Source organism: Aliiglaciecola lipolytica E3, assembly GCF_000314975.1.
Taxonomy (GTDB): domain Bacteria; phylum Pseudomonadota; class Gammaproteobacteria; order Enterobacterales; family Alteromonadaceae; genus Aliiglaciecola; species Aliiglaciecola lipolytica.
This window is the reverse complement of record NZ_BAEN01000036.1, coordinates 75,392-98,187: the sequence shown is the minus strand read 5'-3', so window position 1 is coordinate 98,187 and position 22,796 is coordinate 75,392. Positions and strand designations below refer to the sequence as shown.

The window sequence follows — 22,796 nt, the reverse complement described above, 5'->3', positions numbered from 1 at the left end:
ATTATTTACTTAAAAACCCATGGGTATAGTTTAGATGACGGCAAAAAAGGGTTTATAAAAATTCTTGTCATTTCGGTGGGTATAGCGGCAACTTACTTTGTCCTAACGCTACTCTTTTAGCACACCGAAGTTCACTTTATCCTTTTGTTTTACCAACATTTTCTAGGAAAGCGCTGCATCGATTGATTGATCGTAAATTTACGGCATTGTGTATCTTTTATTTGATCATTTCGTGCAATTGCAGAGAAAGTAAAAGTACGTCCTCTATCCACTTCCACAGTAAACAAATAATGCTCCGAGCTTTCTAAACCTAGTTCTTCTGCATTACCATATCGACCATGACTTAACCGGTACTGTCCTTGCAACAACGTATGCTGCAACAATTCATTCTGTGCACTTTGCCTACGTGATTTTAAAATATTATCACTAAAAACGCTGCCGGAAACCACTGCCAAAATGGCAACGACTGCTAAACATATCATGAGTTCGATCAAGCTCATTCCCTTGCTCATAAAACTGTACTCCATTACTAAAAATATTTCTTATACTCAGTATCAGTAAAGCACACGGAAAATTTCAAGAGGTATTGAAAGTGCAAAAATCACTTAAAAAGGACGGAAATGTGAGCAAAACTATACGCGCTACAAACTATCTTAGTGGGTCTTTTCAGCGTGGATTGACGCTACTTGAAATAATGATAGTGCTGTCAGTCATAATGCTCCTTGCAACCTTAGGCGCTCCTTCCATTATTCAGATGTTGCAGCACCAACAACTAAAAGGAACCTTGCAGACAAGTTACTTTTTACTTCAACAAGCGCGTTCAACGGCAATTAGTCAACATAACAGTGTGACCGCGCAGTTTCAAAAAGGGAGTGATTGGTGCATTGCTCTTAGTGATACCGGCCCTTGCAACTGCCAAGTTAAATCTGCTTGTACTGTAGATAATATAGAATATCGTATTTCCGCTTTAGACTACCCCCAAGTCAAGATTTCCGATACTACAATGGGCAAAGATCAAACTATCGTATTCGATGGCGTCAGAGGTACAGCTATTGGTAATGCCGGAACAGGGGTATTTAGCAACGGAAACGAAACTGCAAAATTGATTGTCAGTAATTTAGGCCGAGTTCGAATTTGCATGCAGCAAGGTAAACTAGGTGCTTTCCAAAAATGTTAAATTCACGCGCTTTCTCTACAGGATTTTCGTTAATTGAACTACTAATTGCTATGGCGATAGGGTTAAGCGCCATTGCGGGTTTAACCTCGTTCGTCGGCACCGCCGCAGCCAACAGCAGCCACTATTCAATTAACATGCGACTGAATGAAGAAATCAATACCGTTGCTAACTTGATTAGTAATGATATAAAACGTGCCGGATTTAATGCCGATATTGCCACTGCCGTCAATCAACCAAAACTCTTTTCTGACACATTTTTAACCCCAATTAAAATTTCAAAACACCCTCAGGAAAAAGCCAACAGTTGCATACTGTATAGGTATGACAAAGATCAAAATGGGCAATTTAACCAAGCAGAAAATAACGAAAATTATGGGTTTCGGTTACATAACAGTGCCATTGAAATGCGTCAGAATGGGGCAAGTTGCAATGCTGGCGGATGGCAAGATTTAACTGACTCAAGTGTCACTAATGTTGAACAGCTAGAATTCAATATTATCTTCAAATCTGCCACCGCAATTGGTATCGAAATCCAGATAATTGCCAAGGCAAAACGTCATAAAAAGTACTCTATACAGCTGAATCGAGTCGTCTTTGTGCATAGTCCGCAGGCTAAAAATGACTAACTTCAATTGCACAAATCAACGCGGTGCAATAATGCTGCTCAGCGTGACATTATTGCTGATACTGACCTCTACGGTGGCGTTTTATTCTGCCAAGATTAGTTTGACTAAACATACCATAGGTTCAAATATCCAAAACAAAATAGACGCTGAAAACATGGCGTCTTTAGGTTCATTTCAAATGCTGACTAAGCTAAGCCAAAACCCGCAGGGTAATTTTCAACAACTGAACGCTAATATTCCAGATCGGGGCCAATACTTAGCAACCATGCAAGCAATTCAAAGTGACCGATTTGACAATAAATTACGAATCATCGAAATTGCATCTACTGGGAAATCAGCGCATCAACTTGCCTCCAACTTTATTGCTCAGCACGTTATCACCTACCCCATCATTCGTATACTGCCCAGCTCTCCCCTTTTAGTCGGACAATCAATTTCAATTGAAAACCATCTTATTCTAGTGGTAAACCCTAATGGAGCAGGACAAGGACTGCCAGTCTCACTTTGGACTTCGCAAAATATTAATTTAAACGACTTAAACCTGACCAGTTGCGGGCAATACGAACATAAGCAAGGTAATTGCGAAGTATCTAGTATGAGGAGTCAGCAATACAAAGGCTTAGATATCGTTGATTCTCCTGCACTTTTTCCTAACGATATATTTGCTTATTTAACTAATTTATCGGTTAACAATAGAAATCAACTCTTCGATGAAGCGCAACAACTCTCTCACTGTCAGAGCCTAAATAACATGAGTTCATCTCTAATTTGGATTCGTGGGGACTGTAAAATCGAAAAGGATACAATTGTGGGCTCATCAGACACCCCAGTTATGTTAGTTGTTGAAGATGGAAATTTGACTCTTGTTGAAAACTCACAAGTGATCGGCCTAGTGATCTTGTTAACACCTTACCAGTCAATTCTGGCAGCCAACGTCAATGTTAGCGAAAATGCCATGTTAAGAGGCGCTCTAGTCGCTACAGAATCTGTTAATTTCAACGGGCAACCTTTATACATTCAGTTTGACCATAAGGTTTTGGAAAATATACAAAATGCGTCTGTCAATTGGCGCACAGCTTATGTTCCTAATAGTTGGCGTAATTTCTGATGATTTTAATCCCTAAACGACAACATGGCTTTTCTCTGATTGAAGTGATGATCGCATCGCTGATATTAATCATAGGTATAACTGGCTTTGCGACTATGCAAAGTCGAATTGTAGAAAATGATCAAGCATTAAAGTTACGTGAAATGGCTATGCAAATTGCCAAACAAAAAATAGAGGAACTCAGGTATTTTGAACACAATCAAATAAACGATAACGGTAACAGCTTTCAGGAAATAGCTAACGATCAGGGCGGTAAATCTCAAGCGGGTGAAATTGAAGTAATTGACAATTTACAGCATGAAATCAAGTTTAAATTTGAACAACATTGGCAGGTTGTTGACCAATATTTTGTCGATACAGATGATGATGGAGTAGCAGATAAATGGGTGACAAAAGATGACCCAAACGCACCTACTCCTTTATCACTTTTACCCGATAGAAAAGAGGTCAATATTAGCGTTGAATGGATAGCGGATAATGGAAACACGGAACGTTACGAATTACACACTGTCATTGCGCCAATTTCCTTAAATAGAAGCATTCACGCTTTTAACCAATCACCGGATATTGAATTAACAGCGCAAGTACTCGCACCTGAAGAGGTTTATAAAAACCCATTTAAACAGAAATTAACAGACGGCATCGTACAAGCCAGCATGCCATTGACAATTGCTCAGCAGCAAAATTTCAGTTCATTCAACACGTTTAAATACCGTGATAATAACAAGGCAAAGACATTAGTTGAGAAAAAAGAGATAGCAATTGTGCAATGTAAATGTTCTTTAGCTGGCGTAGATATGGGAAAAACGCCAACTCAAATTGGGATAATAGACAACGCCATAGAAATGCGTGAAGGACAATGGCTAAATAAAATAACTGGTATCGCTGAACCGAATCAAACTAATTTGTGTGATAGTTGCTGCCGTGATCATCATGACAATGACGCCATGCTCGAAAGCCAACAATTTTATAGAAAAGAAGGTAATGCTGCCCATAAACACTACAAGTTACAAAATGATGGAAGCTATATACAGGCTTTAAGATCAGGAGAAAAATATGATGAAATATGTCGATTCCAGCGCATTGATGGTGACTACCAAATATTAGCTGATATCCATTCTATAAAAACCATCGTCTTGCCTGACAGTCAATTAGGTCAAGATCAAAAAGCCCAATATCAAAGCTTTGTGTTAGAAGTGCTTAAAAGTCATTTTCTACAAAAAACACTACCGCAATCCCCTTTTGAAAAAAGCATATCAATGTCTCCAGCAGCAACTCAATTGAGTCATCGGAGTATTTACATCGAGCCACTTAGAAGCGACGACAAATCCAAAATTACGCAAAGGATACTAGACGGCGATACACAATGGTATGAGCTAATTCCCTTTTACGACCTCGATACAAGGTTACAAGCTTCTTGGCGTAGTCACGACAGTGATTTAGCCTGGATTTCAAATGAACCCACGGACATGGTATTTGAACCGCTTAATGATAGATTTGCTTCTTTTAGCCGCGGCCGGTTGATTGCATTAAAAGTAGGCAGTAGTCAAATATCAAGCAATCTAATAAGCGGTAATGAAGGACTAATCGGTACCCCTCCTATTTCACCCTATAATTTAAAACAGCGTCGATTGGAAGATTCTTTGGAATTGAAGATTAGCTATAGAAACTCAAATAAGCCAACAGTAGGGTTAGTAATCAGTATTTTCTGTATCTCAACTAAAAACGAGTTGCAGCAAGCTTGTAGTGAACAGCAATATGCACAACTTACTAGACTACAAGTGTTTATTCAAAATAAGCAGGCTAATTGTAATGTTGAAGTACTGACTCCGCCAAACACAAGTTTTATTAATTGCTCTGACTTGCCTAAAAATTGGCAAGGTAGTATCCAAATCGATGCTGAAAAATTAGATTCAGAAGTATCATTTTCTTGGAGGAATAAAGATAAGAAAATGATCATGGGAGCAGAGCTCGAAATAGCCCAGCCAGTGCAGTCAACTTCATTTTCTGACTATTGGTTAATAGTTGAGTTTAAGAATGGCACATAAAAAAAGCCAGCAAAGCTGGCTTTTTAAAAGTTCGACATTCAGGTTATTGAATATAAACCTGTATATCAGCATCTACTTTTAACGCTTCGATAAGATTTGCAATTTCAGTTTGAGATTGCAACTGCCCTAATCGTTGTTGCATTGCTGCTAATTGGTCAGCTGGCATGTCGTCTGATTGATTTACATTGTTTAGTTGAACTAAAGCAACATCACCATTTGCCAACTCCACTACCGCTTTATTAGCGTCAGAATTTGGGGATAACTGAAACACTTTTTCGACAATAGCAGCCGGTATTTCACCACCAAAGCGAGCTACGCCTGATTGCAGTTCCCAACCTAAGTTTTTCTCAGACAATTGCTCAGAAATATCATTACCTTGGTTTAGTTCTGTTAATAATGTTTGTGCCCAAGCTTTGGCCAAATCCTGCTCTTTCTCATCGGAAAGTTGTGTGATTATTACGGGCTTAACTTCATCTAAAGACTTAGTACGCTCAGGTTCATGCTGCTTAACTCTAATTATCATTGCATGGTTTTCGCCAATTGATATGACTTCACTATTCACTTTGTCTTCAATGAGTTCAGCCGAGAAAGCCTGATTCAAAACTAACGGATTAGATACCGCAGCAGGTGCTGTATTTTCAGAAAACAACTCTGTAGTTTTAACCGTGGTATTTAAAGCTTCGGCAACCTCTTGTAGCCCATTAGGCATTTCAAACGCTAATTCAGCTGCTTTGTTTTGTAGGATAAAAAATTCTTCAACCGCTTTTTCACGTTTGATTTGCTCTGCTAAAGCGTCTTTAACTTCATCAAATGCAATGACTTGTTGATCTTTAATTTCCGTCAATTTAATAATTTGCAAACCAAACTCGGACTCTACAATATCAGTAACATCACCGACATTTTCAAGTTCAAACGCAGCTTCTTCAAATTCAGGATCCATATCACCACGAGCAATGTAGTTTAAATCCCCACCATTTTCAGCGGAGAAAGCATCGTCTGACACTTCTGCTGCCACATCAGCAAAGTCTTCTCCACTTCTAACACGTGCAAGGGTCTCGTTAGCTTTAGCACGGGCCGCGTCTTCATCTTCACCAAACTCGATAAGAATTAGAGATACTCGTCTTTGCTCATCAGTCTGAAAATCATTTGAAGAATTGTTATATAAATCTTCGATTTCTTGTTCAGTGACTTCGATATCAGCCATTAGATCGTCAGCATTTAGTTCAATATATTCTAAACTGACTTTTTCCTGCGTATCGAACTGCGCTAAATTTTGCTGATAATAGACTTCAATATCTTGCTCAGTAATCACGACAGAAGAGACAAAATCCTCTGAAGGCACTGTGACATATTGAATATCTCTAGTCTGTAACTGCAATGCCAATACCTTTGACGCTTCAGATTCAAGACTAAACTCGCTACCTAATAACGCAGCAACGATTTGTTGACGAGTCATTTCGCTACGTAAATAGTCTTTAAATGTACTAGGTTGAAAACCAACTTGACGTAACGTTGCTTTAAATCGTTCATTATCGAATGATTGTCCGACCTGGAATTCTGGCATATTAGCAATACGCTCGCGTATTTGTGCGTCGCTTACTCGTAAGCCTAATTCTTCAGCAGCCTGTTCCATCAATTTATCGGCAATTAAACGGTCCAACACGCTTCGACGAAACTGATTCAAGTAACTTGAATCAGCGGCTAGAATGCTAAAACTCTCTCCATATTGAGCTTCCATTCTGGCACGTTCATTTTGATAAGCGCGATCAAATGTAGATTGAGATATCTCACTCCCATTAACAGATGCAGCAGCATTGCCTGATGAAGAAACGTAACCACCCACGCCCGCGAAGACGAAACTTAAAATAACTAACCCTAGGATCACAATTGCCCAAGTGCCCTGCGATCCTTCTCTAATTTTTTCCAACATATGCGTCTTTTCTCTCCGACGGACTAATGAACTCAACCGTATGCAAAACTTAAGCTACGGGAATAAAGCGGCAGGATTATACCGTGAAAAACGGGTTGATCACCAGTGATATACCCAAGTAATACATATTGTATGCAAACAAAAAGGGCGATGATCACTCATCGCCCTTTTTCAAATTACTAAAATTCTTAGTTACAAGAGTCTTTCAGTGCTTTACCAGCTTTGAAAGAAGGTACTTTCGCTGCAGCAATCTGGATTGTTTCACCAGTTTGCGGGTTACGACCACTGCGAGCTGAACGCTCACGAACTGAGAATGTACCAAAGCCAACTAGCGCTACTTGATCGCCATCTTTAAGAGCTGCAGTAACTGCATCGGTAAATGAATCAAGAGCACGACCAGCAGCTGCTTTAGAAATGTCTGCACCAGCAGCAATACTATCGATTAGTTGAGACTTGTTCACAATAGATCCCCTTTATTTGTTTTTATTTATTGTTCCGCAAACCATTTGTTGCGGTAACGTTATAACAAGCCTGATATTTAAGTTCAAGCATTGCTTTACAATTAATTAACATTAATGAATCGTCGCAATCCCTTTTGTGATAAGGCTTCTGACGAAACTGTGATAAAGGCTAACATATCTTTTAACTTAGTGAAGCCCCAAACCCCAAAAAAAATAAAAAAAATAGCCGCAATTGGCTATTTTTTCTTCTCTTGCACTGTTTGTGTGCTAAAACCTTCAGGATTTTCCTGTAAAGCCAAGTTCAAAACTTCGTCAATCCATTGCACGGCATGAATATCGAGGTCTTGCTTAACGTTTTCTGGAATCTCTTCTAAGTCTCTTTCATTGTCTTTTGGAATGACAACTGTCTTTATTCCGCCACGGTGAGCAGCCAATAATTTTTCCTTTAGACCACCAATTGCTAACACTTCTCCGCGCAACGTGATTTCTCCAGTCATTGCGACTTCAGCTTTAACCGGGTTACCGGTTAGAGACGAAACCAACGCTGTACACATTGCAATACCGGCACTTGGCCCATCTTTTGGTGTCGCACCTTCAGGAACATGCACATGGATATCACGTTTTTCATGGAAATCTTCATTAATACGTAATTTTTCAGCTCGACTTCTTACCACCGTCATCGCGGTTTTAATCGACTCAAGCATGACATCACCCAAAGACCCCGTAAAGGTCGTTTTGCCTTTTCCTGGTACAGAGGTGGTTTCAATGGTTAACAAATCACCTCCAACCGAGGTCCAAGCTAACCCGGTGACCTGACCGATTTGATTATTTCCTTCCGCTTTACCGTAATCAAAGCGCTGTACTCCTAGGAAGTCTTTTAAGTTTTCCTGATTCGCCTGCACTTGTTTAACGGATTTATCCAGCAAAATATTCTTTACTGCTTTACGGCAAATTTTAGAGATTTCACGCTCCAAACTACGCACGCCAGCTTCGCGTGTGTAATACCGAATAATTCCAATAATTGCGGAATCTTCGATAACTAATTCACCTTTTTTAAGTCCGTTTCTGGACATTTGTTTCTCAACTAAATGTCGCGTTGCGATATTGAGTTTTTCGTCTTCGGTATAGCCAGATAAACGAATCACTTCCATACGGTCTAATAACGGACCAGGAATATTCATGCTGTTTGACGTAGCGACGAACATGACATCAGACAGATCATAATCAACTTCTAGATAATGATCGCTAAAGGTACCATTTTGCTCTGGGTCTAATACTTCTAACAAAGCTGAAGACGGATCGCCTCGCATATCAGATGACATTTTATCGATTTCGTCGAGTAAAAATAGCGGGTTCTTAACCCCCACTTTTGCCATTTTCTGGATTAATTTACCAGGCATTGAACCGATGTAAGTCCGCCTATGACCACGAATTTCAGCTTCATCGCGAACACCACCGAGTGCCATCCTAACGTATTTACGACCAGTAGCCTTTGCAATCGACTGGCCAAGCGATGTCTTACCAACACCTGGCGGTCCTACTAAACATAAAATAGGTCCTTTGAGCTTTTTAACTCGTTGCTGAACGGCTAAATATTCGATAATTCTTTCTTTTACTTTTTCCAAACCATAGTGGTCCGAATCAAGAATGTCGTCTGCTTTAGCTAAATCTTTTTTAACCACACTGCGTTTATGCCATGGCACATTTGCTAACCAATCAATATAACTACGCACTACGGTTGCTTCAGCTGACATCGGCGACATCATTTTAAGCTTACGTAATTCCGCAGTGGCTTTTTCTTTTGCCTCTTCAGGCATCTTAGCTTCATCAATTTTCTTAGCGAGCGCATCAAACTCATCAGGTGCTTCGTCTAATTCACCCAACTCCTTTTGAATGGCTTTCATTTGCTCGTTTAAATAATACTCGCGCTGGCTTTTTTCCATTTGCTTCTTAACCCGAGTACGGATTTTTTTCTCAACTTGAAGCAAATCAATTTCATTTTCCATCAATGCCATTAAGTACTCTAAACGCTCATTGACGCTTTCCATTTCGAGAACTTTTTGTTTTTCAGACAGTTTTAATGGCATATGTGCAGCCATGGTATCAGCCAGTCTTGCTGCTTCTTCAATACCACTTAGTGAAGTAAGTACTTCGGGTGGTATTTTTTTATTCAGTTTTACATACCCTTCAAACTGCGAAATAGCTGAACGAATCAATACTTCTTGTTCGTTTTCAGCCACGTCCTGTTCGTCCGTGCGTAAAACTTCGGCTACAAAGAATTCTTCTGTCTGTAAAAACGTTTGTATTTTCCCTCTGACATTCCCTTCAACCAATACCTTTACGGTACCGTCAGGCAATTTCAGAAGCTGTAATATTGTTGCGATGGTGCCGACTTCATATACATCGTCGGTTTCAGGCTCATCTACACCTGCATCTTTCTGGGCAACCAAAAAAATCTGTTTATCTTTATCCATGGCCGCTTCAAGACAACGGATAGACTTTTCTCTGCCAACGAACAATGGAATAACCATGTGGGGATACACCACCACATCACGCAATGCCAATACTGGCATTTCAATGCGATCAACTCGCTCATCTGTCATGCTACATCTCGTTTTTTGTTAACTGCTAGAAAGGTAATGCTTATGTATATGGGGCTAACCCTGTAAAGTTCAATTAAATAACACCAAGCTAACGTAAAATGTTGTTCTGATTATATCATTATCTATATTTATCAATAGGTTAAACAAAGTTAATTTATTCGTTTATTAATTGCTAATTGATAATCAAAGGATTGTGACAAGGTTGCCAAGCGTATTAAATTGACTAATTTTAGGATATCGAAATAAAGAAGCATTAGATACAAAAAAGGCTCCGAAGAGCCTTAGATATTTCAAAAATTTATTCAGCCGCTGCTTTTTTATCAGTGCTGCTGTCGTAAATCAAAATGGGATTAGACTCGCCTTTGATCACTGTTTCATCAATGACAACTTTACTTACGCCCGTCATAGAAGGTAGGTCATACATGGTTTCCAATAATACCCCTTCAACGATAGAGCGTAATCCTCGAGCACCCGTTTTACGTTGCATTGCTTTGTTAGCAATAGCGTGTAAAGCGTCGTCACGGAATTCTAATTCTGTATCTTCCATAGCGAAAAGCGCACCATATTGCTTGGTTAACGCATTTTTCGGTTCTTGAAGAATTTGAATCAACGCATCTTCACTGAGTTCTTCTAAGCTAGTTAACACAGGTAAACGACCTATAAACTCAGGAATCAAACCGTATTTTACTAGATCTTCTGGCTCTACTTTTTTAAATAATTCGTTAGACGCTTTTTTGTCGTCTTTGTTTTTAACAGTCGCTCCAAAGCCGATACCTGAACCAACCGCTGCGCGTTGTTCAATCACTTTATCTAAGCCAGCGAATGCGCCACCACAAATAAACAAGATTTTAGACGTATCTACCTGCAAAAACTCTTGTTGCGGGTGCTTACGTCCACCTTGCGGAGGTACCGAAGCAATCGTTCCTTCAATAAGCTTCAACAAGGCCTGTTGAACACCTTCACCTGAAACATCTCGGGTAATTGAAGGGTTATCAGATTTTCTTGAGATTTTGTCTATTTCATCAATATAAACAATACCACGTTGCGCTTTTTCAACGTCATAATCACATTTTTGCAGTAACTTCTGAATGATATTTTCAACATCCTCACCCACATAACCGGCTTCGGTTAGCGTTGTGGCATCAGCCATGGTGAAAGGTACGTCCAACAACCTAGCAAGCGTTTCTGCGAGCAACGTTTTACCGCTACCCGTTGGGCCGATTAGCAAAATATTACTTTTGCTTAATTCAATCCCTTCGTGCACATCGCCGCTTCTAAGTCGTTTGTAATGATTATAAACTGCAACAGACAACACTTTTTTGGCGTGTTCCTGCCCAATCACATACTCATCAAGATGAGCATGAATCTCTTTAGGCTTAGGTAGTGCGTCTTGCTTTTTCTTAGGCGAAATTTCTTTAATTTCTTCACGAATAATATCATTGCATAGTTCGACACATTCGTCGCAAATGAACACTGAAGGTCCTGCAATAAGTTTTCGCACTTCGTGCTGACTCTTACCGCAGAACGAGCAATACAATAACTTATTGTCGCCGTCTGTGTTTTGCTTATCACTCATTTAACCATTGCCTCTTCCAATTTCGTTACATCGCCGTGGGGTTAAATCACTTTAATCCCGAACTTACATCAAAAGTTAAGCGATATACTACTTTAATTTCTATTTTGTTTTTAGCGCATCAGCTCTATTTGTCAACACTTGGTCGATTAACCCGTACTCTTTTGACTCAGAAGCGCTTAAAAAGTTATCTCTGTCCGTATCACGAGCTACTTTTTCATAGTCCTGTCCAGTATGCTCTGCCATCAAACGATTTAACTTCTCTTTAATAGACAGGATTTCTTTCGCATGAATTTCAAAATCAGATGCTTGTCCTTGAAAACCACCTAACGGTTGATGGATCATTACTCGCGAATTAGGTAAACAGTAACGTTTTCCTTTCGCACCACCTGATAATAAAAATGCGCCCATACTCGCCGCTTGACCAACACAGACAGTACTCACATCTGGTTTGATAAAGTTCATTGTATCATATATGGCCATTCCTGCCGTAACAGAACCGCCTGGTGAATTTATATATAAAAATATATCTTTTTCTGGGTTTTCAGCTTCTAAAAATAACATTTGCGCCACAATTAGATTAGCCATGTGATCTTCTACCTGGCCCACTAAGAAAATAACATTTTCTTTTAGTAGTCTAGAATAGATATCGTAAGAACGCTCACCCTTCGCCGTTTGTTCTACAACCATGGGGACAAGTGCATTGAGTGGATCGATCGGATTATTCAACATAAATTTAATTCTTTAAAAATGAAAATGCTCGGTAGTTACCGAGCATTTAATCAGGAGCTGACTATTGAAGTCAATTACCAAAGGTGGAAATTACTGTTGTTTGTTCATGATGTCGTCAAAAGCTTTGTTAACATCTTTAACTTTAGCTTGAGTCAGAACCCATTCAACCGCTTGTTCTTCAAGCGCAACGTTTTGAATTTGCTGTAGTAATTCGTTATTGGTTTTATAATATTCAATAACTTCACTTGGATCTTCATAGGCTGATGCTGTTGTTTCAATTAATTGTTCAACTTTTGCATCATCTACTTTGATTTCATTGGTTTTGATAATTTCGCCTAAAATTAGACCAATAGATACACGGCGCTTAGCATTTTCTTCAAACAAGTCCGCTGGAAGTTCAGGCATGTTCGCGCTGTTACCGCCAGATTGCTGTTGGAAACGCTGCTTAGCTTGTTCACGTAATGCTTCAACTTCTTGATCAAGAAGCGCTTTAGGCACATCAATGCTATTTTGCTCTAATAAACCAGCAATCACGTCTTCTTTTAATTTAGCTTTTAGTGTTTGATCAAGTTCACGTTGCATATTTTTGCGAACTTCAGTTTTAAGCGCTTCGATATCACCATCTTGAATACCGAATAATTTCGCAAATTCTTCGTCTACTTTAGGTAACTCTAAACCTTCAACTTTAGTCACAGTAATTGTGAACTTAGCTTCCTTACCTTTTAGATTTTCAGCATGATAATCTTCTGGGAAAGTCACTTCAGAAATCACTTCTTCACCTTTCTTCGCGCCTACAAGCGGTTTTTCGAAGCCAGGGATCATGCGATCTTTACCTAATTCAAGGGGAAAGTCTTCTGCTTTTCCACCGTCAAATTCTTCACCATCAATAGTACCAACGAAATTAATTGTTACGCGGTCATCTTTCTTCGCTTTACGCTTAACTTCTTTCCAGTCTGCGTGTTGCTTGCGAAGTGTGTCCATCATGTTGTCGAGATCTTTATCACTAATTTCTACAACTGGTTTTTCAATTTTGATTTTGTCGATACCTTGAACTTCTAATTCTGGATAGATTTCAAAAGAAGCAACAAACTCCAAATCTTCACCGTCCACGTCTTTTTTCAATTCAAAACGGGGCATTCCAGCTGGATTCAATTTTTCTTGAACTACAGCTTCGTAGAAATTACGTTGCATGGCTTCACCAGCAACTTCTTGGCGAACAGCTTGACCAAAGCGTTTTTTGATTACAGCTACTGGTACTTTACCAGGGCGGAATCCATTAATACGCTGGGTTTTAGCCAACTGTTGTAAACGTGATTTTACCGCTGAATCAATAGAATCAGCAGGAACAGAAATAGTTAAACGGCGTTCTAGGCCTTGAGTCGTCTCGACTGACACTTGCATTATTATACCTCAACTATGCGTCACATAACGCGTAATTCGAACTCGCAGCGATTGATAAATAGCTTTTAACTAAAGAAAAAATAAGTTGCTATTTAATGTATCAACACCGCCACATTTTGCGGACTTTGTTAGCCCACCTCGGTTAAAAAAGACGCGGCAGTATACAGGCTGAGGGCTACATAGTCGAGGGTAAAAATCAATTTTAGTTCGTCTGAAATGGCATATTTGTAAATTGATAAACTATTCTGGCGTAATATTGATGAGAATTAGCTTAAAATCTCTTCACTGGCTCAATTGCATAACCGCTTAATATGTGGAATATTATTTGCTGAAATGGACTGGAATTTGAGCCTAATTTGAACCCAAAAGATATACTCCTGCATCATCTAACGTGCATTATGACAATTTCTGGTGCGAAACATGTCGGTATGTTTTACCCTCAAATATCCGGTCAGTCGGAACAGTTTTGGGTTGGTGAAAACTCTTCAGATTATGCAATTGCCGAGCAAGAGTTAGGGTATTTTGATTCTTCCGAAAAGTTGCGCTCATCAGCAAATGAAGCTATCCATTATTATCCTGTGAATCAGACAACCCTGTTGATTCGCATAACTGAATGTATTCAACCTGAAATCGTAAACCTTGCGCTAGACACTGAAAATGTAAAAACGACCGGTGAGCAGAAATCACGCCGTGCTCCTATCCAATCATTCAAAACAGAGCAAAGTTATTTCGTAAAGCTAATCTTTAATCAATCTATTACCAACTGGTTGCTGCAGCCAACAAAAGCTAACCAACAAGATGCCAACATCAGTGCAACTACTGAGCAGCTGCTGTTTTCTGCTGGAATGCAAATTCGACTGATTAGTGATTTTTTAAATCTATTATCTGATCCACTCACTAATCTGTGTCCAAGACCCGTTTTACAAAGCAAAGTAGCACAGCTTAGCCAAGCTTTTTCAATCGGTTTAGTGATGGTGCATTGTATCGACTTTCATCAGATTAATAAGAAGTTTGGTCATCAATTTGGTGATAATGTAATTCGCGAAATCGCTAGCAACCTGAGAGAAATAACTCGTGAAGGGGATATACTAAGTCGTTTTGGAGGGGCGTTGTTTGGCGTCGCTTTTCCAGCCAATGAAAAAACAGATGTAGCCAGTTTAGCTAAAAAGCTCCAGCGTATTTTACAGCAAAAACAATATTTAGATGGTGCGATAAACTTACAATTCGATTTAGGTGCGGCAATCGTTGAGCATGATGAATTCGTCGATACTGAGAGCGAGCGAGCTAACACCTTGATCAATCGCGCCGACCAAGCGTTAAAGGTCGCTCAACAAGAGAATCAGCCCTCTATAATTACCTGGCACAAAGATGATTTTAATCTGTATCAACAACAATTTAATTATCTTGGCGGTATATTTACAGCAGATACCGTAACTGATTATCGAAATATGTTGTTACTGTGGGATATTTCTTCCCTGATTGCTGATAAGTTCGACTTTTCCCAGTTGTGTCAAAGCGTCGTGCAGCGTCTAGCACAAACATTTGATTTCGTCTGTGCAGGAATTATAAGCGCACAGGAAAGTCACGAGACCGAGTACAAGTATTCTATTGATTCAGATGACAATGCGACGCCGCTAAATACGAAAGATCACGCTTTTTTAGCTGAAATTAAACAGATGCAAAAAGTTGCTATCGAAACTAAAAAGCCTTCGGAACGATATATGGGAAGTGCGCTTATATTAGTGCTTCCACTCGAGATAGAAACTCAGGATTGTTTCTTTATATGTGGTCATGCAGAACGCTTTGAAGTAAAGCATGATACAAAAGTACTGTTGTCTGGGCTAACTCGTCAATTAGGTAAAGCATTGCGCCGTAGCCGCTTGGAAGAAGAATTAAATAGAAAATTAGAAAGTCAAAACGAACAACTACAGATCGAATTAGCACAGCTAAAAGAAGGGTTACAAGTCAGCCGCATTGTTTATCGGTCAACGGCAATGGAAAACCTGATGCGACAAGCAAAACGGGCGGCCCTTACCGATACCACAGTTTTGGTTACCGGAGAGAGTGGTACGGGGAAAGAACGCCTAATCAACGCATTACATCAAATGAGTAATCGCAATGACAAACCATTGGTGATAGTTGACTGTGGTTCAATTCCTGAGACTCTGATTGAATCAGAACTCTTTGGCTACGTGAAAGGTGCATTTACTGGCGCTCAAAACACCTCTTCTGGCAAGGTCTTAGACGCAAACGGCGGCGTAATAGTATTGGATGAGATTGGCGAGTTACCGCTGAATATGCAAACCAAGTTACTGCGATTTGTACAAGAAAAACATTTTACCCCAGTAGGCGGAAACAAGGTGATTAATGTAGATGTCAAAATTATTGCCGTTACTAACCGCGATCTTGCTCAGGAGGTAGAACTTGGTACATTTCGAAAAGACTTATACTACCGCTTGAATGTATTAACTTTGCAGAATCCCCCTTTGCGTGAAAGAACAGATGATATAGCACTATTGTCCACCCATTTTTTGAAAAAGTTTGCTGAGCAATTTAAAGTAGCGAAACCATCCATAACACCAGACACGCTTAAAAAGATGCTTGAATATTCCTGGCCTGGTAACATTCGAGAATTGGAAAACCGTTTAATGCAAGCGACTCTGCTCTGCGAAGGCTCAGAAATCAATTGGGATTTATTAAATATTGAGCATGAAGCTATCGACAACCAATCAACTTTAACTAGCGACCTGTCTAAGCCAAATGTTCAAGTTGCAAATCCCGCTAGTCAACATGACAAAGAACTGTCTCATCATCATCCCCAACAATACGTGACACCCACTCCGGTAGCGATTAACAACAATCAAAAATTGCGTTCTAGTCATGTCAATTCTGAACAATACCTTGAACAGTTACTCATAGTGTTTAAGGAGCAACTTGCTAAATCTGGGCAACACCCGCAGTTTTTTAATGCCCCTTACGGAACATGGATTGAAGAAGAGCTTATTATTAAAACTTATTTAGCTACCGATCGTAAAATGCGGTTAACTGCTGCCAGACTGTCCATTTCGCAAAGCACTGCGCGTCGCAAAGTTGAAAAAATTCTAAACGAAATTGATTCAGGTATAACTGAGCGCCCTTCAGATTGGAATGAACTTACTGAAGCCCTTATCCCCATCGCGACTGGCAATATCCAGATTGCTAACTGTATTGCGAAGATCAAGTTATTGGTATTAGAAGGGATTCTCAGTACACCTGTTTATAGCATGGCTCAAGCTGCAGAAATGTTAGGCGTAAGTGAACCGACTTTTTATAAATTAAAACGCGAACTGGAAAGCTCAGTTTCATAATTGTTTTTCTAATTAATCTTTTATAACTCTCACAAAAAAGCCGCATTACCAAAGGTATATGCGGCTTTCATTTATAAAGATTGAAGTTTATTCGTCTAAAGCTATCTCTAATAGCTCGTTAGATTCCTGTTCATCGTTGACCACACTCTCATCTAGAAGCGCTTGCTCCACAGTCTCAATTGAAGCACTGCCATCCCATACTGAACCTTCCAAGCTCGTCAACGTATCCCAAACTGAGCCTTCGATGCGTGATAGCGTATCCCACACAGACCCTTCCAGATTAGAAGTGCCGTCCCAGACTGAACCTTCAAGGCTAGACAAGCCATCCCACACTGAGCCTTCAAGCTGAGTCAAGCCGTCCCACACTGAACCTTCAAGTACCGAATTGCCGTCCCATACCGAACCTTCTAATATCGTCAAACCATCCCACACTGAACCTTCAATGCGCGATAAGCCATCCCACACCGAACCTTCAATCATGGTACTGCCGTCCCATACTGAGCCTTCAAGCGCACTCAAACCATCCCATACTGAACCTTCAAGTGCTGTGCTACCGTCCCACACTGAACCTTCCGTTACAAAGTCACCATTGCCTAACGCTAACAATAGTTGACCTTGCGCTGTCACGCGTGCTGGACCTTTAAAGTGAGCGACGCCATTTAAATCTGCTTGAATATCTAACCCCACATTGGCACAACCTGATGCTGTGCTCACTACCGCTGCATGGGCATTGATAAGACCTGCTCCTTGTGTGAAAGGACCGTAAGCTTTTCCAGTAGACGGGTTCGTCACACTTGACGCTGAATCAATTAAACGACATTTCACTTCATCCGGTGATAAATAAGGATTGTACTGCAACATTAAGGCAACGGTTCCTGTGACTACCGCTGCTGCCTGCGACGTACCCGATACCATGTGGTAATCTTCACCCGTATCTGACGCTACGTAGTTCTTATTCCATAATAAGTCTTTATTAAATTTAGAGCTGAGATGCCCACCAAATGCCACAATCTCAGGCTTCACAAACCCTTCCACTGTCGGCCCTTTTGATGAAAAGGTCGTCATACGATCATCGCTTGTATCAGCCGGTGTATAACTATCTGTTAACGCACCTACGGTAATGATATAAGGGTTGTTGCCCGGTACAGTTACTGTTGCATAGTCTGAGCCTGTGTTACCCACTGACGTCACAACCACTACTCCCGCTTCCCATAAACGCATCACTGCTTGGTTAATTGGGTCACTCCAATAGTTAGACTGCACACTGGCACCCAACGACAAATTCAAAACACGAATACGATAACGATTACGGTTTTGGTAAACATAATTCAATCCATCTAGAATATCTGTATAGCTGCCGTTACCTGACGCATCAAACGCTTTTACCGACAACAAGTACACATCTGGTGCCATGCCGTTAAATTTACCATTGTCACTTTTTAAGCTACTGGCAATGATGCCTGTTACGTGACTACCATGACCATTTTGATCATCATTTAATTTTCTGTTTTTAAGACTACTGATAGCGTCATATTTATAAAATGCGCGAGAACGATCATATTGATTACGTAATAAATATTTACCCTGTTCACCACTCATTAAGGTACCGCTATCTAGCACCGCTACCGTTACACCTTTCCCAGTAATGCCAATATCATGTAGCTGGTCAGCTTGGGTTTGAGTGGTAATATCATTATCAATTGCAAATTGCTTAGTTGTGCTACCGCCAAGTAAATTCGTTAATCCACTGGTAAACCCTGTGGTCATTACATTTCTGTCTGCCATGAGGCGCAGCCCAGAAATACTGGCTAATTCATCTGCTTGTGATGTGGATAAATAGGCGCTTATAGCGTTAATGATAGGAAACTCTCGAGCGACTGCTCCACCTACTTTCTCCACCGCTGCGACCAATGCATCTCGACTTAACCCCTGAAGGATATATGATTGCTCTTGACGTACGCGCTGACTGACTGCAATTTGCGGGGTACTACCTGACTCCGTAAAGAAAGGGACGCTATTACTTTTGGTTTGAGTTGTCAGCATCACTGCCGAAACACTACTGATTAGAGAAATCGCTCCAACTAACAATGTCTTCTTATCTGTAAAAAAACTCATTTTACCACTCCACTGCGGATAAATTTTAAATTCTAAAACTGATAAAGCACACACTATGCCAACTGTTCAAAAAACAGCAAGCCACTGATATTAAAGGATTATTTTAAATCTCAAAAATTGAAGACTTAAATTATGAAATACAGACTTAAAATATGAATAAGTATATGCTTAAAAACGCTCATATTTTAAGTCGTTTTTAAAAGAGCAAATAAATTACCTTTTTTCAATGAGTTATGGATTTAGTCGCTGGGTAGGAGTTGCTAAGTAGGAATAAGTTGAACTATGAAATGTCGATATATACATGGTAAAACACATCAACATTTCATTAACCAATAATTAAGAAGAATCTTTTAATTATTCTTCAATGCTTTATCTGCGTCGAGTTTTGATATTTAAGATTTTAGAATCTTGACTAATATTTGCTTGCTTAACTCGCACGTAACCTTCGTCAATCACATTATCAATATTCTGAGTTAAAGTATTCATAATGCTGACAGGTGGCATTTCTACTGATTGTAAAATTCCTGTCCATTGATTACGTCCAGCTTCTTTGGATTTATATAAAGCATTATCTGCAAGCAAGTGTACTTGCTCCCAACTCAATGAGTCTGGGTAGTGATGAGAAAACGGATACATACTATATCCAATGGAACACGATAAGTGCATTTTTTGTTTAAGATCTATATCAAATCCATATCCAGCAATTTTGCTACGCAAACGTTCAGCTAACAGTTCGATTTCTTTAACTTCTTCTACCCGTCCCATCACGAGGAACTCATCTCCTCCCCAACGAATAACGGTATCAGATTTACGACACACAGCTCTCAATAAATCACTTACCTGGCAGATCACTTTATCGCCAGCATCATGACCATAGGTATCGTTTATCGGCTTAAAACCGTCCAAATCAAACATTAAGAAAAACAATCTGGGGCCACTCTCGGCGCTAAAATTACCAGCACTAAGTGATTGTTCAAAATCACGAAACACACTTGCGCACTGTTGCTCTACAATGCTGTTTAAATAACGGCGGTTATGTAATCCGGTTAACTGATCAGTAACACTCGCATTAAGTAGTTGTTCATTCGCTTCACGTAATTCGACGGTTCTACTTTTTACCTCTAATTCTAGTTCATGTCGATAATTAGCTTCTTTTTCAAGCTTGTTAATATAAGAGCGATATATCCAGTAAACAACACCAAGTGCAATTAGAATGTAAATGGTATAAGCCCACCAAGAATACCAAGGCGCAGGTAAAACTGTCAGTGCGACATCTGCACCTTGTTCATTCCAAATTCCGTCGTTGTTAGACGCTTTAACTCTGAATAAATAGCTTCCAGCAGGCAAATTGGTGTAAGTAGCTTTACGAATATCACCGGCTTCAATCCAGTTATTGTCGAATCCTTCTAGTTTATATAAATAACGATTATTAGTCGGTGAAGAGAAATCTAGCCCAGCAAATTCAAATGCAATTAAATAATCTTTATGTGAGATTTGAATACTATTACTGCGCTTTCCAGAGGAATCAATCGCAAACACTTCGTTAAGTTTTTGAAATTTCGTGAGCACTACTGGCGGTACGTGCTGATTTGGCGATATTTTTTCGGGGAAAAATGCCGTTACGCCATTGGTTCCACCAAAATATAGCTTACCTGCCTGCGAGCGATAAAAGGCCCCCGCATTAAACTCATTGCCTTGCAAACCATGTGAGCTATCGTAATTTAATAACTCTAACGTTTGCGGATTAAATTTACTGATCCCACGATTTGTACTTAACCACAAGAAGCCTTCGTCATCTTCGAGGATGCCAAATACGTTGCTACTTGGTAATCCCTCGTACCGTGAAATACGCTCAAACTCAAATTTGCCAAGCTTGCGATTTTCCTTAGACAACTTAGCTAAACCTGCCCCAGTTGTACCTAACCATATATTCTCTTCAGAGTCTTCATATATGGACCAAACTTCTTTACTGCCAAGAGACTTTGGATCATCAGGATTTGACGGAATTCGCATAGCCGTTCCGGTGGTCGGGTTGAAAATATTTAATCCTGCTCCCCAAGTCCCAACCCAAATAAGCCCATCACTTGCTTTGTGCACAGTCATCAATTTATTGCTGCTTAACGTTTGCAAATCTTTTTCATCAGACAAGTAGCGGGTAAAGGTTTCTGTTTTGGTATCAAATAGGTTTAAGCCTCCACCAAAGGTGGTTATCCATAATTTATTGTTGCCAGCAGGTTCGATTGATGTGACACCTTGGGCGGATAAAGCATCAGGATTAGACTTGTCGCTGGGGTAATGAGTAAACTGCATTGTTCGGGTATCAAGTTTACTCATGCCTTTATCTTGATAACCAATATATAACTCATCTCCATTCTTGGAATAAAGAGTCATCACCCGATTGCTGCGCAATGAATTTGTATTATTTTCTTCAGCCCTAAAATGTTGGATATCACGGGTTTTTTCATCCAACAAATCTAAACCACTTAACGAACCAATCCAAATTTGATTGTCTTTGCCTTCGTAGAATGAATTAACATAGCTGCCACTTAAACTTTTAGATTTATCCGCCGCTTCGCGAATGTGATCAAAATTTGACGTAGCCGTATTCCATTTATTAAGCCCCTTAATACTACCAACCCAAAATACATTGCCGCGATCTTGGAATAAATAGGTAAGTTGTGAATCAGAAAGACTGTATGGGTTTTGTTTTTCCTGTTCAATGTGCAAGAAAGATTCACCGTCACTTTCTAATCTAAATAGCCCTTGAGCTGTCGCTAACCAAATTTTATTATTTCTGTCTTGATAAATATGACTAATTTTTTGGCTTTTAAGTTCTTCTGGTTGCCAAACACTAAAATCCTGTTCTTCTGACTCAGGAAGAGTTATCACTGAAACGCCATTAGCACTTCCCAACCATAAACGTTGTTGATTATCCACAATCAGCGTTTTGATCTGATTTGATTGTGTACCTGTGAGCATATCGACTTCAGCTGCATCGACTAAAACCTGTCTGCTAAGTGGATCGAGTTTAACTACGCCTAATCCATTCGCGGCTATCCACAAATATCCTTGTTTATCTTCAGCAATACTTTGAATTACCACCCGCTCTTTTTCATTTGACGTTAAAGGTACACTGGTAAAGTCGTCAGTAGAGGGGTTGTAAATATTTAACCCGTTATCACTGCCGACCCATATTTGATTTTTTGATGAGTGGAAAAGCACGCGCACCGTATCAGAATTAATAGTACTTTTGCTATCCGCATTGTACCGATAGTGTTTGAACGCTTGCGTACTCTTATCAAAGACGTTTATGCCGTTTCTAGTGCCTATCCACAATACGTCTTTTTGCGGTTCAATGATTGAATAAATCCAATCAGAACTTAATGATTCTTTATTTCGTGAGCTATAAGTATAAACTTTAAATTGATAGCCGTCGTAGCGATTCAGTCCTTCTTGAGTACCAAACCACATATAACCGGCTGAGTCTTGAAATGCTGTCAGGATATTTTCTTGTGAGAGCCCTTGATCAAGGGTAATACGTTGGAATTTGATATTTTCATTGTCTGCTTTAACATTAAAAGCACTAATGCATACCATTAATAATAGTACCATTTGCAATTTTAACTTACTCACTAGCATCAATGACTTCATGTAATTATTTTCGTCCTAATTGAT

14 protein-coding genes are annotated in these 22,796 nt (G+C 39.7%); 5 read left to right on the top strand and 9 right to left on the bottom strand.

Going from position 1 to position 22,796, the window contains the following annotated elements; all coding sequences use genetic code 11:
* Positions 1-149: 149 nt before the first annotated feature.
* Positions 150-512, bottom strand: a complete 363-nt coding sequence (locus tag GLIP_RS08625; RefSeq protein ID WP_008844226.1) for a type IV pilin protein — start codon at positions 510-512, stop codon at positions 150-152.
* Between the two features lie 110 nt (positions 513-622).
* On the opposite strand from GLIP_RS08625, the gene GLIP_RS08620 reads away from it, so the two are divergent.
* From GLIP_RS08620 to GLIP_RS21400, 4 genes are read left to right on the top strand one after another with little or no spacing between them, the layout of a single operon-like run.
* The gene (locus GLIP_RS08620; protein ID WP_161602044.1) at positions 623-1,177 is read left to right on the top strand and encodes a GspH/FimT family pseudopilin; all 555 of its coding nucleotides are present in this window, start codon (positions 623-625) and stop codon (positions 1,175-1,177) included.
* Positions 1,171-1,803: a prepilin-type N-terminal cleavage/methylation domain-containing protein gene (locus GLIP_RS08615; protein WP_008844224.1), complete on the top strand. Its 633-nt coding sequence runs from the start codon at positions 1,171-1,173 to the stop codon at positions 1,801-1,803. The genes GLIP_RS08620 and GLIP_RS08615 overlap by 7 nt, the downstream gene beginning before the upstream one ends.
* A 31-nt stretch (positions 1,804-1,834) precedes the next feature.
* Positions 1,835-2,911: a hypothetical protein gene (locus tag GLIP_RS08610; protein WP_153886302.1), complete on the top strand. Its 1,077-nt coding sequence runs from the start codon at positions 1,835-1,837 to the stop codon at positions 2,909-2,911.
* A complete protein-coding gene (locus GLIP_RS21400) occupies positions 2,911-4,959 on the top strand; it encodes a type IV pilus modification PilV family protein (protein ID WP_008844222.1) in 2,049 nt (682 codons plus the stop codon). Before GLIP_RS08610 ends, GLIP_RS21400 begins: the two co-directional genes overlap by 1 nt.
* 43 nt (positions 4,960-5,002) lie before the next feature.
* Here GLIP_RS21400 and GLIP_RS08600 read toward each other — a convergent pair whose 3' ends face one another.
* From GLIP_RS08600 to tig, 6 genes are all read right to left on the bottom strand, one after another.
* Complete coding sequence (locus tag GLIP_RS08600; protein ID WP_008844221.1) at positions 5,003-6,889, bottom strand: SurA N-terminal domain-containing protein; 1,887 nt, start codon at positions 6,887-6,889, stop codon at positions 5,003-5,005.
* Between the two features lie 188 nt (positions 6,890-7,077).
* Positions 7,078-7,350 carry a nucleoid-associated protein HU-beta gene (gene hupB / locus GLIP_RS08595; RefSeq protein WP_008844220.1) on the bottom strand — a complete coding sequence of 91 codons (273 nt, stop codon included), beginning with the start codon at positions 7,348-7,350 and terminating at the stop codon, positions 7,078-7,080.
* Positions 7,351-7,586: 236 nt separating this feature from the next.
* Complete coding sequence (lon, locus tag GLIP_RS08590) at positions 7,587-9,953, bottom strand: endopeptidase La (RefSeq protein ID WP_008844219.1); 2,367 nt, start codon at positions 9,951-9,953, stop codon at positions 7,587-7,589.
* 298 nt (positions 9,954-10,251) lie between these two features.
* Entirely contained in the window at positions 10,252-11,529 is a 1,278-nt protein-coding gene (clpX, locus tag GLIP_RS08585; RefSeq protein ID WP_008844217.1) for an ATP-dependent protease ATP-binding subunit ClpX, read from the bottom strand.
* Between the two features lie 99 nt (positions 11,530-11,628).
* Positions 11,629-12,258 (bottom strand): ATP-dependent Clp endopeptidase proteolytic subunit ClpP, encoded by a 630-nt coding sequence (clpP, locus tag GLIP_RS08580; protein WP_008844216.1) that lies wholly within the window; start codon positions 12,256-12,258, stop codon positions 11,629-11,631.
* Between the two features lie 90 nt (positions 12,259-12,348).
* Complete coding sequence (gene tig / locus GLIP_RS08575) at positions 12,349-13,659, bottom strand: trigger factor (RefSeq protein ID WP_008844215.1); 1,311 nt, start codon at positions 13,657-13,659, stop codon at positions 12,349-12,351.
* Between the two features lie 398 nt (positions 13,660-14,057).
* Between tig and GLIP_RS21395 the strand changes: the two genes are divergently transcribed.
* Positions 14,058-17,006, top strand: a complete 2,949-nt coding sequence (locus tag GLIP_RS21395; protein ID WP_008844214.1) for a sigma 54-interacting transcriptional regulator — start codon at positions 14,058-14,060, stop codon at positions 17,004-17,006.
* A gap of 87 nt (positions 17,007-17,093) precedes the next feature.
* Here the strand turns inward: GLIP_RS21395 and GLIP_RS08565 are convergent, their stop codons facing one another.
* Positions 17,094-19,121, bottom strand: coding sequence for a S8 family peptidase (locus GLIP_RS08565; RefSeq protein WP_008844213.1), 2,028 nt, complete (start codon positions 19,119-19,121; stop codon positions 17,094-17,096).
* A 369-nt stretch (positions 19,122-19,490) separates the two neighbouring features.
* On the bottom strand, positions 19,491-22,772 hold the full coding sequence (locus GLIP_RS08560; RefSeq protein ID WP_008844212.1) for a ligand-binding sensor domain-containing diguanylate cyclase: 3,282 nt from the start codon (positions 22,770-22,772) through the stop codon (positions 19,491-19,493).
* Positions 22,773-22,796 lie beyond the last annotated feature (24 nt).